Origin of the sequence: Megamonas sp. Calf98-2 (assembly GCF_900110235.1) — a bacterium.
Taxonomy (GTDB): Bacteria; Bacillota; Negativicutes; order Selenomonadales; family Selenomonadaceae; genus Megamonas; species Megamonas funiformis.
This window is the reverse complement of the sequence record NZ_FOCY01000042.1, coordinates 1-13,304: the sequence shown is the minus strand read 5'-3', so window position 1 is coordinate 13,304 and position 13,304 is coordinate 1. Positions and strand designations below refer to the sequence as shown.

General features: G+C 31.5%; 12 protein-coding genes and 1 pseudogene. 3 read left to right on the top strand and 10 right to left on the bottom strand.

The window, feature by feature from the left end; translation table 11 throughout:
- Together BMX03_RS10265 and BMX03_RS10260 are read right to left on the bottom strand one after the other, a co-directional pair.
- Positions 1–172: helix-turn-helix domain-containing protein (locus BMX03_RS10265; RefSeq protein WP_177159369.1), on the bottom strand; the 172-nt coding region annotated here is incomplete at its 3' end.
- A pseudogene (locus BMX03_RS10260) lies at positions 150–778 on the bottom strand (IS607 family transposase). The pseudogene BMX03_RS10260 and the gene BMX03_RS10265, both read right to left, overlap by 23 nt.
- A 203-nt stretch (positions 779–981) precedes the next feature.
- Between BMX03_RS10260 and BMX03_RS10255 the strand changes: the two are divergent.
- The gene (locus BMX03_RS10255) at positions 982–1,575 is read left to right on the top strand and encodes a DUF2284 domain-containing protein (RefSeq protein ID WP_008539393.1); all 594 of its coding nucleotides are present in this window, start codon (positions 982–984) and stop codon (positions 1,573–1,575) included.
- Between the two features lie 98 nt (positions 1,576–1,673).
- Here the strand turns inward: BMX03_RS10255 and araA are convergent, their stop codons facing one another.
- The gene (araA, locus tag BMX03_RS10250) at positions 1,674–3,158 is read right to left on the bottom strand and encodes an L-arabinose isomerase (protein ID WP_091695243.1); all 1,485 of its coding nucleotides are present in this window, start codon (positions 3,156–3,158) and stop codon (positions 1,674–1,676) included.
- Positions 3,159–3,623: 465 nt separating this feature from the next.
- Between araA and BMX03_RS10245 the strand changes: the two genes are divergently transcribed.
- A complete protein-coding gene (locus BMX03_RS10245; protein WP_091695239.1) occupies positions 3,624–5,027 on the top strand; it encodes a sugar porter family MFS transporter in 1,404 nt (467 codons plus the stop codon).
- A gap of 39 nt (positions 5,028–5,066) precedes the next feature.
- Positions 5,067–5,645, top strand: a complete 579-nt coding sequence (locus tag BMX03_RS10240) for a cytidylate kinase-like family protein (RefSeq protein ID WP_091695236.1) — start codon at positions 5,067–5,069, stop codon at positions 5,643–5,645.
- A gap of 88 nt (positions 5,646–5,733) precedes the next feature.
- On the opposite strand, the gene BMX03_RS10235 is transcribed toward BMX03_RS10240, so the two are convergent.
- The 7 genes from BMX03_RS10235 to BMX03_RS10205 form a co-directional block, all read right to left on the bottom strand.
- Complete coding sequence (locus BMX03_RS10235) at positions 5,734–6,828, bottom strand: GntR family transcriptional regulator (protein ID WP_091695246.1); 1,095 nt, start codon at positions 6,826–6,828, stop codon at positions 5,734–5,736.
- A 170-nt stretch (positions 6,829–6,998) separates the two neighbouring features.
- Positions 6,999–7,397 (bottom strand): dihydroxyacetone kinase phosphoryl donor subunit DhaM, encoded by a 399-nt coding sequence (dhaM, locus tag BMX03_RS10230; RefSeq protein ID WP_019000132.1) that lies wholly within the window; start codon positions 7,395–7,397, stop codon positions 6,999–7,001.
- 18 nt (positions 7,398–7,415) lie between these two features.
- On the bottom strand, positions 7,416–8,438 hold the full coding sequence (gene yjfF, locus BMX03_RS10225; RefSeq protein WP_015561866.1) for a galactofuranose ABC transporter, permease protein YjfF: 1,023 nt from the start codon (positions 8,436–8,438) through the stop codon (positions 7,416–7,418).
- A complete protein-coding gene (locus BMX03_RS10220) occupies positions 8,435–9,472 on the bottom strand; it encodes an ABC transporter permease (protein ID WP_091695233.1) in 1,038 nt (345 codons plus the stop codon). Before BMX03_RS10220 ends, yjfF begins: the two co-directional genes overlap by 4 nt.
- Positions 9,472–10,980, bottom strand: coding sequence for a sugar ABC transporter ATP-binding protein (locus BMX03_RS10215; protein WP_091695230.1), 1,509 nt, complete (start codon positions 10,978–10,980; stop codon positions 9,472–9,474). The genes BMX03_RS10220 and BMX03_RS10215 overlap by 1 nt, the downstream gene beginning before the upstream one ends.
- A gap of 103 nt (positions 10,981–11,083) precedes the next feature.
- Entirely contained in the window at positions 11,084–12,109 is a 1,026-nt protein-coding gene (locus BMX03_RS10210) for an ABC transporter substrate-binding protein (RefSeq protein ID WP_019000136.1), read from the bottom strand.
- A 263-nt stretch (positions 12,110–12,372) separates the two neighbouring features.
- On the bottom strand, positions 12,373–13,161 hold the full coding sequence (locus BMX03_RS10205) for an HAD-IIB family hydrolase (RefSeq protein ID WP_255361483.1): 789 nt from the start codon (positions 13,159–13,161) through the stop codon (positions 12,373–12,375).
- Positions 13,162–13,304: the final 143 nt, after the last annotated feature.

Here is a 13,304-nt window from a genome sequence, read left to right as displayed (position 1 = left end):
TTAATTCTTTTCTGATAACTCCGTCGTTAATAAATTTACCACCATTTTTATAATTTTCTTCCTGTTTTGCGAGAGTATAATTATAGATGAATCTAGCAGTTCCTACAGATTGCCACAGTTTTTGTTCTTGCTCTTTTGTTGGATAAATTCTAACTTCTTTCGCAAGTATCATCTTCTATTAACTCCTTAATCATTTTTTTAGCTTTATTAGCTCTTCTTTTTCCTTGAAGTCTACAACTAAATACAGTAACTATTTGAATTAAATCTTCTACTAACTCTTGTTCTTCAGTTCTCTCTGTATTATCAATAATTTCAATTGTTGTTCCATATTTTTCACAAAGATTTTCTATCAATTCATATCCAAATCTAATTAATCTATCTTTATAAAGAATTACTACTTTCTCAATCTCTGAATTAGTAATCATATCAATTAATTGATTCAGTCCTTTTTTATTATAGTTAATTCCGCTTCCAATATCCGTTATTATCTCAAATTGATAACCTTTTGCAATCATATATGTCCTTACATTTTCAATTTGCCTTTCAAGGTCATCTTTTTGCTTAGTTGAACTAACTCTGCAATAACCAACAATTTTTTATTTATTTTAGTTTTTATCTTCAAACCTAAAAAATTATTAAGTTGTTCTTGAGAATAATATCTTGTACCACCAGTAGTTACATAAGCAGGTTTAAAAGTATTATTTTTATCCCAATTTCTAAGAGTTTGAATTGTTTTCCCTATTTTGTCTGCAAATTCTCCTATTGAGTAATATTTCATATTATCACCTCAATAGTGTTATATCATAATCTTTAAATAATTTATAGATTTTTATATAAAATTATATATTATTTATAACAACTTTAAGCCTCCTATAAAAATCTCACTTCTTGTATTATAATTTATTCATACTAATAATAAGCTTATCAAATATAGCTGTCAAACCTAAAATCAAAAAACTTAATAATTAAGGAAGTGCTTTTATGTTTACTACAAAAGTCCAAGTCGCTCATCATGATATGCAGGATTTTATTTCTAATTATCAAGACATAGACAAATTTTTGACTTATTGCCAACAATGTAATAATTATAATCATAAATGGTCTTGTCCACCACTTAGCTTTAATCCTAAAACTTATTTGAGCCAATATAAATCTATTTATTTAGTGGCTGTACAAATAAATTACAGTGAAGATACTATAAATAGCTTAACTACTAAAGAAGAAATTAGTACATTTACTCGCAAAACTTTGCGCAAACTAAAAAATGAAATAGCTACTGCTCTACTAAATTTAGAAAATGATAATACAATCTCTCTATCTTCTGGTGGCTGTAGTTACTGTTGCAAATGTAGTAGAACTGTTAATCAACCTTGTAAAAAACCAGATAAAATGCGTCATTCTCTTGATTCTTTTGGTGTAGATTTAGGAAAAGTAATGGAAGATATATTTAATATAAAATTACTTTGGGGCTTAGATAAATTACCAAAATATCACGTATTAATTCATGCTTTAATCTCTAACGAAACTATTTCTGCTACAACTATATCTGACATAATAAGCAAAAACAGCGTATAACTATAATAGTTATACGCTGTTGTTTTAAAAAATATTCTTTCCCCCTCAGTTAAGGGAAAATATATAAAGTTATGGGGGAAAGAGAGAGAGTTAACAAATTATTTTAATTTCCACATAATGTCAGAAAGCATGAGCTGATCTTTAAATTTATCCATATCTAAATCTTTAGTAATATGAACGAATTCAATACCCATCATATTAGCCCAATCGCGAAGTTGTTCAGCAGTTACAGTGTAGCTGATAACACTATGATGTGCACCACCTGCTAAAATCCAAGCTTCACCAGCTTCTTCAAGGCTTGGCATTGGTTTCCACATTACACGAGCTACAGGAAGATTTGGCATTGGCATAATAGGTTTTACGCATTCTACATCGTTAACGATAAGACGCATTCTACCACCCATATCTACAAGAGTAGCTACAATAGCACTGCCTGCTTTACCTTCAAATACAAGACGAGCTGGAGCATCTTTGCCACCAATTCCAAGTTCATGAACTTCAATTTTTGGAGTTCCTTCTGCAACGCTAGGGCAAACTTCGAGCATATGTGCACCAAGGTTATAGCTATCTTCGCCATCTTTACCGAAATGATAAGTGTAGTCTTCCATTAAAGCAGTACCTTTATCAACGCCCTGTGCCATAGTTTTCATAACTGCAGTGAGGCAAGCAATTTTCCAATCACCTTCTGGACCGAAACCATATCCTTGACCTGTTAAATCTTGAGTTGCAAGACCTGGAAGTTGATCCATACCATAAAGGTCTTCAAATGTATTTACAAAACCATCTGCTTTGTTATCTTCTAAGAATTTTTTGATAGCAACTTCAACTTTTGCTTGATAACGTACAGATGCAATGTTATCTGTATTCATTTCATATTTAGTTTGATATTCAGCAACTTGAGCATCAATTTGTTCTTCAGTTACTGCGTTGATGTACTGTACTAAATCTCCTACTGCATGAGTATTTACAGACCAACCAAATTTGATTTCTGCTTCTACTTTATCGCCTTCAGTAACAGCAACATTTCTCATGTTATCGCCAAAGCGAATAACTTTTAAATCAGCACTAGCGATTACGCCAATTGCAGTACGCATCCAAGTTGCGATTTTGTTTTGAACAGCTTCTGTTTCCCAATAACCAACAACAATTTTACGAGCAAGACGCATACGAGTACCAATGAAACCATGTTCACGGTCACCATGTGCAGACTGATTTAAGTTCATGAAATCCATATTGATTTCTTCATTTGGAATTTCTCTATTATATTGTGTATGAAGGTGAAGATATGGTTTTTGTAATTTTTTAAGACCTCTAATCCACATTTTGGATGGGGAGAAAGTATGCATCCATGTGATAATACCAGCACAAGTATCATCATAGTTTGCATCCATTACAAATCTATCGATTACTTCAGCAGTAGTACCTACAGCTTTAAATTCAATTTTTGCAGGAAGTTTGCCAGAAGCATTTAAGCCTTCTACCATTTTTTTAGCGTCTTCTTCAACAGCTTTTAAAGCTTCTGGACCATATAAGAACTGGCTACCTACGATAAACCAAAATTTGTAGTCTTGTAATTTTTTCATAAAAAAACAACTTCTTTCCTTAAAAATATAACTTATATTATTACTTGCAAATAATTCTATTATAATCTGTTGTATATTTAATATTACCATTTGTTTGAAAATTGTAATATATAATTGTCATACAACATGGTTTTATTATAGCATGTATGTTATACAAATTTCAATAGGTAAAAACATAAAATTTATAAAAATTTTTTCAATCTTTCCAACAATTCCACTATATAAATAATTTTTATAGTCATCTTTATCTATATAAAGGAAATTATTTTATCTCAACCTTTCTCCTTAATAAAAAAATTCAAAAAAATTTAAAATTAATTTACAATAAGTACTTGTCAAATAAAAAAAACTATAGTACAATCTTTTTCGTCAACATATCATACAACTTGATTAAATTATTCAAATTAGTATGATATTTATAATTGTCTGTTAATTCTATAATAAAGAAAAGGTAGGTTTTATCTCATGTCCACAACTATTGACACTGAAGCGCTTCAACAAAGTAAACATATGCGCAAATTAGTATCTGTTGCAGCCGGTATGGCTGGTTTGTTGTTTGGTCTTGATATTGGGGTAATCGCTGGTGCATTGCCATTCATTACAGACCAATTATCACTCACAAGCCAAATGCAAGAATGGATCGTAAGTTCTATGATGTTTGGTGCAGCTATTGGTTCTATTATTACTTTATGGATTTCATCTAAATTAGGTCGTAAAAAATCTATTTTAACAGCAGGTCTCTTATTTATTATTGGTTGTTTTGGTTCTTCATTCGCTCCTAATTATGAAATTTTATTAATCTCTCGTATAATCTTAGGTTTCTCCATTGGGGTTGCTTCTTATGTAGCACCACTTTATCTTTCTGAAATGAGTGAAAAAGAACATCGTGGTCGTTTGATTTCCATGTATCAGCTCATGATTAACTTCGGTATCGTTATCGCATTCATCTCTGATACACTTCTTGCTCCAACAGAAAGCTGGAGACTTATGCTTGGTATCATCAGTATCCCTGCATTCTTATTAATAATCGCTGTTGCTAAGTTACCAGATAGCCCACGTTGGCTCGCTTCTAAAGGTTTTACAACTGAAGCTCAAAAAGTACTTAACGTTCTTCGTGGTAACAAAGAAAAAGCTCATGAAGAACTCCAAGATATCACAGATAGCTTAAAAGTTAAACAAGCTGGTTTCTCTTTATTCAGAGCAAATAAAAATGTTCGTCGTGTTGTTTTCCTTGGTATGTTCTTACAGTTCATGCAACAATTCACTGGTCAGAACATCATCATGTATTATGCTCCAAAAATCTTCAGTCTTGCTGGTTTTGAAAGCCATACAGACCAAATGTTTGCTACTATCTTAGATGGTATGACATTCGTTATCTTCACTTGGATTTCCATGCAGTTCATCGATAAAACTGGTCGTAAAATCGCACTTAAAATTGGTTTCGGTATCATGGCTTTAGCTCTTATCGTTCTTGGCTGGTGCCTCATGCAGTTTGAAGGCGGAAATACAGCTCAATGGATTTCTTACACTGCTGTTGGTATGACAATTCTTTCCATCGCTGGTTATGCTATGAGTGCTGCACCTGTTATCTGGATTTTATGCTCTGAAATTCAACCTCTTAAGAGCCGTGACTTCGGTATAGCTTGCTCTACTACTACAAACTGGGTATCCAATATGATTATCGGTGCTACATTCCTTTCCCTTCTCGAAGGTATTGGTTCCGCTCAAACATTCTGGTTATATGGTATTTTGAACGTAATCTTCATTTTCTGCACAATCTACATTGTTCCAGAAACAAAAGGTGTTTCTCTTGAAAAAATTGAAAGCAATCTTATGGAAGGTAAAAAACTTCGCGATATTGGTTGCTAATGTTGCTAATAATGAGATAAGTTCAAGGAGGAAAATATTATGTTAATTACAATAGGTCGTCAATATGGTGCTGGCGGACGCGAAGTAGCAGAAATTCTAGCTAAAGAACTTCAAATCCCTCTTTATGATAGAAAATTAGTTGCTTTGATTGCTGAACATCTTGAAAAAGGTTGTAAATTAGAAGAATTAAATCTCACTTATACTAATCTTTATGGTGATGAATCTCCATATGAACATATCTTTGATAATGTTGTTCAAAATGATGATATGTTTATGTTTAAACCTCAATCTAACGCTATAAAACAATTAGCTGATTACTATAAATCTGGTATTTTTGTAGGTCGTTGTGCTAATTATATCTTAAATGACTATAATGCTTATAGCTTCTTTATCGTTGCTGACGATGATTTCAGAACTACTAGAGGTCAACTTGTTTATCATAAATCTTTATCTGAATTAAAAAAAGAAGACCAAAAACGTGCTTCTTACTATAATTACTATACAGGACTTAACTGGGGCGAACCTAAAGATTATGATTTAGTAATCAATGTAGGTCGTACTGGTATTGAAGGTGCAGTAAAAATTATTAAAGATTATATTACAAATAGCTCTAAATAATCTTAACTAATATAAAATAAAAACACTTCTTTTATGTTTTAAGCGAGTAATTAAGATTTTAAATCTCAACATAAAAGAAGTGTTTTTTTTAATTTTTATCTCTTAAATCCTTTACAGATTCTCTTTCTACTAAATTAGGCGGAAATTTTACGCTCACATTTAAACTTGGATTTTCCATTAACTTTAAAAGTTGTACAGCTACAGTTTTACCTAATTCTTTTTTTGGATGAGCAAATGTTGTTAAACCTATCGCCGATTCTAATTCTAAATCATCAAAGCTAATAATAGATATATCATCTGGTATTTTTTTACCTAATCTCGTCAATAAATCTACTAAATACCTTGCCACCTGATCATTATAACAAATAATGGCTGTAGCATCATTTAGACGTCTTAAGATTTCACGGTCTAATTCACCATTCATAATAAGTTTGATATCCTCTGTTGTATACCAAAACATATTTTTTTCTGATTGCAATAAATTATGTTTTTTCAAAGCATTAATCGCACCTGAATAACGTAACTGACCTTGCATATCATCAGATTTAAAAATACCAGCAATCTTTTCATGACCATGTTTTATGAGATATTCACCAGCAGATTGCCCTGCTAGATAATCGTCCATACGCACACTTGCTATATTCATTGGCGGATTAGTATCAGCATGGATAAACACACATGGTATTCCTGCTGATTTTATTTTTTGATAAAAATCTGTATTGATATATGGTATACCACTTTTTGATGGCTCAATAATTAAGCCATCAATATTGTTTTTCAACATAGTATCTAAAATATATGCTTCTTTTTCCACTCTATTATAGGTAAAAGCTAACTGCATGAAATAGCCATTTTTAGTCAATACTTTCTCTATTCCTTGTACAATACTTGGAAAAATATAATCATCTAAATAAGTTAGAACAACACCTATATTTCTTGTTTTTTTCTTTATTGCTGATTTTGAAGCACATACATATGTTCCGCTACCACGTCTTCTCTCTAGCAATCCTTCGTTTTCTAGTACACTAGTTGCCTGTCTTACTGTTTGACGACTAATTGAGAATTTTTTTCCCAACTCATTTTCAGAAGGCAATCTCATGCCTACACTAAATTCTCCGCTTAAAATTTGCTCTCTTATCCAATTCATTAAATCTATATATTTCGGAGCATCTGCCGTTGCCATTTCCACACCGTCCTTCCTTTTATAAATATAACAACTTCTTTTTTTATATTTATATGTGTGTCTATATAGTTTACCAAATAACTACTAAATAATACAACTAATTATTAAAAATATTAAGATGGGGAAATATTGTAATATACAACATTCCCCCATTTTTTTACTATATGTGTTTATCCTCTTTTTGATACACTCTTTGCAGTTTCTGTCACATTTAATACAGTCATTAAATCGCTACCTTTTGCTGCTTCACTAGCTGCTGCAATAGCGCCTTCTACAATTGGAGCATCAGCTATTTTTACACGTTGATGCAACTGCATAGATAATCCTTCAATCGCTAATCCTGCTGATATGATAGAACTACCTACATCTGTAATGATAATTACACCATTTTGTCCATCATCTGCCTCTTCAATGGCTCGACAAATTTTTGCACTATCTGTGCCAAAACTACCATCAGCAGTACCTCCAGCAGCAATAATTTTCAATTCATTTGGGACTACTTTTTTTGCCATATCTCTAACACCTTCAGCAATGCTTACCATGTGTGAGACTATTACTATACCTACCATTATCTTCACCTCTATTTTTTATTTATTACTTTCCATTGAACTCTTAGATGTTAATTTATTTTTATGTTCAGTAATTAATGCTTGCATAATGATAAAAATACATAACAATGCACCAACTACGATTTTAGTCCACCAAGCAGACAATGTTCCCTGAAAAGTTATAAAGGTGAGAATTATACCTTGAATTAATACACCAAATATAGTACCTGGCATAAAAGCTACCCCACCAGTTAATAATGTTCCACCAATGACAGAAGAAGCAATAGCATCCATTTCCATGCCCATTGCATGTAATGTATATCCAGATAACATAGTCCAAGAATATACTACACCACCTAAAGCTGCACAAAAACCACTTATTACATATGCTAAAATTTTAGTTTTTGTTACAGGTAAACCCATTAAGGATGCAGAATTTTCATTACCACCAATTGCAAATATAGTTCTACCAAATTTTGTATATTTTAATACTATAATCGCAATAATCAATATAATTAATGCTACCAAAGCACCAACAGAAATAAATCCTGTTCCAAACATATTTATACGTTCTGAAGCAATAGCTACATAACTTGGATTATCAATATTAATAGTATCTCTAGAAATAACAGCTGTCATACCACGACAAAAAAACATACCTGCCAATGTTACAATAAAAGGCTGCATTTTAAACACTGAAATTAAATATCCTTGGACAAATCCTATAACAATACCAATCAATAAAACTAAACATATAACTACAGGTATTGCAAGTTCTGTATTTTGTAGTAAATATGCTAAACACATACATACAAGTGCAACAACTGCACCTACAGAGATATCAATACCACCACCGCCAGTGATAATTGTAAAAGTTACACCAACAGTAACAATAATTAGAGATGCATTATCAATAAGCAAGTTCCAAAAAACTTGAGGTCTCGAAAAACCATTATACATCGCTACACCAATACCATATAGTACTATGAATAATATTATAGTTACAAAAAATTGAAAATATCTTGAGGCTATTGCGGAATTTATATATTGTTTCATATTCATGCTTTATCCACCGCCTTTACTGTATTTTTTTTGCTCTTATTAAAAATTTCACGGAAATGTTTAGATTGAATTAAACATAAAATAATTACAACAATAGCTTTTACTACTGGTAATTGGTCAGAAGCTACCCCCATTGCGTACATAGTAGTAGTTAATGTTTGAATAGTAATAGCACCAATTATACTGCCGCCAATATAAAATTTACCACCACTCAATAATGTACCACCTAAAGCTACTGCTAAAATAGCATCCATTTCCATATTTAATCCAGCATTATTCGCATCTGCTGCACGAATTAATGAACTTTCAATTAATCCTGAAACACCTGCACAAAAACCAGAAAAAGCATATACTAAAAAGATAATTAAAGCAACATTTATACCTGCATATCTACTTGCTGTAGGATTAATACCTACCGATTGAATAAACAGCCCAAGAGATGTTTTTTTCAAGATAAATACCACTAATGCTATCATTAAAATTGCAATAATAATCGGGCTTGGAATAATATTGCCTGGAATATTTCCACCAATATAACTAAATGGAGCATAATAAACTGTTATAATTTGTCCTTCAGTAAGTAATTGAGCAATACCTCTACCAGCAACCATTAAGATAAGTGTTACAACCATCGGTTGTATCTTTATCTTTGCTACTAAGAACCCATTCCACATACCGCAAACAACACCAGTAGCTATAGCTGCAATCATAGCTACAACCATTGGATATTCAGCTACACCATCGCCTCTACCACCAATAAGACTACAACAAACAGCACCTGATATAGCAACTACAGCACCAACAGAAATATCAATTCCTGCTGTAGCAATAACAAAAGTCATACCTAATGAAAGAATAATCAAAGATGAAGAACGATTTAAGATATCAAATACACGGCCATATAATCTACCATCCTGTGTTATTTCCACATCTAAAAATCCTGGGACAAAAATAATATTAAATATAACCAAAATTGCTAAAGCAACTAAAGGTAAAAAAATTGAACTAGATTTAAAACTTTTTAATTTATCCATTAAACTTCACCTCCAGCAATAGCTTTCATAATGTTTTCTGAAGTAACTTTGTCGCCTTCTATTTCTGCGACTTTTTTACGGTCACGAATAACTGTTATCTTTGTACAAGTTCTAATCATTTCATCCATTTCACTGGAAATAAATATAACCGACATACCTTTAGATTTTGCCAAAGCTACAGCCATTTTTTGAATTTCACTCTTTGTACCAACATCAATACCACGTGTTGGTTCATCTAATATTAATAAATTAGGTTCCGTTATGAGCCAACGAGCAATAATAACTTTTTGCTGATTACCACCACTTAAATTGCTTACCAATTGTTCCCTGTCTGAAACTTTTATTTTTAATAATTGAATACAATCATCTGCAAATACAACCTGTTCTTTATATGGTATATATTTAAACATTCCTTTTTTAGCCTGTAATGCTAAAATAATATTTTCACGAACACTTAAAGAGCCTATTATACCTTGTACCTTTCTATCTTCTGGGCAAAATGCTATTTTTTCATTCATCGCTTCAATTGGATTTTTCAAGTTAACTTTTTTGCCATTAATTACAATTTCACCCTTAGTAATTGGATTTACCCCAAAAAGCAATTCAGCTGTTTCTGTACGACCAGAACCTAGTAAACCACCAAGGCCAATTACTTCACCTTTATGTATAGTTAAATCTACACTATTTAATTTACCAGTACAGCCAATATTTTTTGCTTCAAGAAATACTTCATCTGAAGGTACACTTTTAGCTCCCATTTTATCAAATTCTTTTACAGAATCTAAATCTTTACCAACCATTTTAGCAATTAATTCTACCTGTGGTAATTTATCAATATCATATGCTCCAACTAATTCGCCATTGCGTAAAATTGTAATTCTACTACACAATTCATAAATTTGTTCTAAGAAATGTGAAATAAAAATTATTCCCATTCCCTTTTTTTGTAATTGACGAATAATGCTAAACAAACGTTTTGTTTCTTCTTCATCTAAACTAGATGTTGGTTCATCAAGAATTAAAATTTTAGCATCAACATCAACAGCACGTGCTATAGCTATCATTTGCTGTATAGCTACAGAGTAATGATCCAATGTTTTTGTCACATCAATGTGAATATTTAAACTATTTAATAAGTCAGCAGAACGTTTATTTATTTGTTTCCAATCAATAAAACCAAATTTTTTAGGTTCACGTCCAATAAAAATATTTTCTGCAACAGTTAAATTAGGGCATAAATTTACTTCTTGATATACAGTAGAAATACCACATTCTTGTGCTTCTTTTGGATTATTTGGTGAAATTTCTTTACCATTTAAAGTAATCGTACCACCATCACGATGATAAACACCTGTAAGAACTTTAATTAATGTAGATTTTCCTGCTCCATTTTCTCCCATTAATGAGTGAATTTCACCAGCTCGTAAAGTAAAATCTACATTAGATAAAGCTTTAACTCCTGGAAATATTTTATCTATATTTCGCATTTTTAAGAGAACATCACCCATATTCTCACCTCATTCAAGTAAAATTTTATACAAAATAAGCCGTACTTGCCGTTCAAGCCAAGTACGGCTTTTTACTATTTCTAGTAATTATTACACAATGAAATTAATATTTTCTTTCTGGTAATGTTTTTTCAGCAACATCTGCTGGGAAGACTCCTTCTTCCATATATACCATTTTATCTACTTGTTCACCATTTAAAATCTTCTTAGCTGTTTCCATGAGCAATGGTCCTTGTAATGGGTTGCATTCAACAGTACAATTTGATTTACCTTCAATCATAGCCTGGAAAGCACCTTTTACACCATCAACAGAAACAATTACAATATCTTTACCTGGCTGTAATCCAGCTGCTTCAATAGCTTGAATAGCACCTAAAGCCATATCATCATTTTGAGAGAATAAAATATCGATTTTATCACGACCACCAGATTTTAAGAAAGATTCCATAACTTCCTGGCCTTTTTGACGTGTAAATTCACCAGTTTGAGACATTAAAATTTGATATTTGCTTGCATCTGGAGAAGCTTTCATTGCTTCTTCAAAACCTTCAGAACGTCCAATTGCTACAGAAGAACCTACAGTACCTTCAAGCACTGCTATATTATATACACTACCTCCATCACGAGGTGTTTTATTTTGTGCTTTCATATATTGGTCAATCCATTCAAAAGCTTTTTTACCTTCAGCTTTTGAATCTGTACCGATTTTAGCTACATATAAATCCTCACTTACTTTTGCATCACGGTCAACAATAACTACTGGAATACCTGCATCTTTTGCTTCTTGTAAAACAGTATCCCAACCAGTTTCTACAATTGGTGTAAATGCAATTAAGTCTACTCCTTGTGCAATGAAAGAGCGAATTGCTTTTATCTGATTTTCTTGTTTTTGCTGTGCATCTGAGAATTGGAGATTTATTCCTGCATCTTTTGCTGCTTGTTTAATAGATTCTGTTTGTGCTGTTCTCCATTCAGATTCAGCACCTAATTGAGAATAACCTATTGTAATTTCTTTACCATCTTTTGCGGCTCCACTTTCAGTTCCACTACTAGAACTGTTATCACTTCCACATCCTACACAAAAAGCCAACATGGTAAGACCGGTTAACGCTGCTACTAATCTTTTCATAATTTCACTCCTTAATAATGTTTTATAAAAATTTTATGCTTGTAAATCCACCGGTTTATTTAACTTGTTATTATCATACAACTTTTTGATTAATTTCGCAATAGGTAATATATATTTATTTTAAAATTTTAAAAATATTTCAAAATAAACTACAACTTAAATTATATTTATACTAAAAAATCATAAATTCAGTTTATAAACATAACAAAAAAACCTAAAAGTGCATACATTTTATAGTATACATTTTTAGGTTTTTTTACATTTTATAAATTATCTAATAACATTTCGCCTACGCTATCATACAACTTTGTTGCAACATTTTTAGCATGCATAGTTGCTGAATTTAAACTATACCCTTCAAATTCTTTTATCATAGGCACATCATTTTGAGCATCGCCTATTGTTAAAACCTGTTCAAAGTATTTATCTTTTTGCAAATTCAATAATTCTTTGACTCCTTGAGCTTTATTTATTCCCTTAGCACATATATCTATACAATTTAAATTCATATTAGCTAAGAAAGCTCCTTCAAATTCATTATTTATACGTTTAGCATAATTGTTAGCAATTTCTTCTGTTTCATAGGCTAAACTAATTTGTATTACATTCATTTCAGATAAAGCTTGTTCTACAGTTATTCTTTGAATGATGTCTTGATTTTTATATTTTTCAGACTCAAAATACTTTAACAACTGCGATTTAGGGCTATTTATCGTAGTTCTCATTTTTTCTGCTGAAGAAAATAAAATATGCCAACTTTCTTTGGCAATATCGCTATGAACAAGTTTTTCTAATTGAATTTTATCCAAAGGAAAGGATTTTATTAATTTTAAATTTTTATCAAAAATTGTTCCACCATTATTGCAAATTACAAAATCATAAGTAAGCTCTTGATTATTTACTTCATGCATTAAAGAATGAACATCTCTACCACTACATAAAACAAAGATATTGCCTTTGCTTCTCCATTCATTTACAGCTTCTATATTTATTTGCGGTATGATATCTTCATGGTGAAAATATAATGTCCCATCAAAATCACTAAATGCAATTTTCCTGAACCTCCCACGACTAAAGTCGCAGGGTTCTCGGTCAAGTATTCTAACGAATACAGTATCTCCGAGCTATCCCCATAGTTCCTACGGTTCTTGTATATGTTATTTATGCTATGTTTAATATTCTTAATCCTTCATTT

Coding starts and splice junctions, on each gene's coding strand:
- BMX03_RS10245 (WP_091695239.1), top strand. CDS start 3,624: ATGTCCACAACTATTGACACTGAAGCGCTTCAACAAAGTAAACATATG.
- BMX03_RS10255 (WP_008539393.1), top strand. CDS start 982: ATGTTTACTACAAAAGTCCAAGTCGCTCATCATGATATGCAGGATTTT.
- BMX03_RS10220 (WP_091695233.1), bottom strand. CDS start 9,472: ATGGATAAATTAAAAAGTTTTAAATCTAGTTCAATTTTTTTACCTTTA.
- BMX03_RS10210 (WP_019000136.1), bottom strand. CDS start 12,109: ATGAAAAGATTAGTAGCAGCGTTAACCGGTCTTACCATGTTGGCTTTT.
- araA (WP_091695243.1), bottom strand. CDS start 3,158: ATGAAAAAATTACAAGACTACAAATTTTGGTTTATCGTAGGTAGCCAG.
- dhaM (WP_019000132.1), bottom strand. CDS start 7,397: ATGGTAGGTATAGTAATAGTCTCACACATGGTAAGCATTGCTGAAGGT.
- BMX03_RS10235 (WP_091695246.1), bottom strand. CDS start 6,828: ATGGCAACGGCAGATGCTCCGAAATATATAGATTTAATGAATTGGATA.
- yjfF (WP_015561866.1), bottom strand. CDS start 8,438: ATGAATATGAAACAATATATAAATTCCGCAATAGCCTCAAGATATTTT.
- BMX03_RS10215 (WP_091695230.1), bottom strand. CDS start 10,980: ATGGGTGATGTTCTCTTAAAAATGCGAAATATAGATAAAATATTTCCA.
- BMX03_RS10240 (WP_091695236.1), top strand. CDS start 5,067: ATGTTAATTACAATAGGTCGTCAATATGGTGCTGGCGGACGCGAAGTA.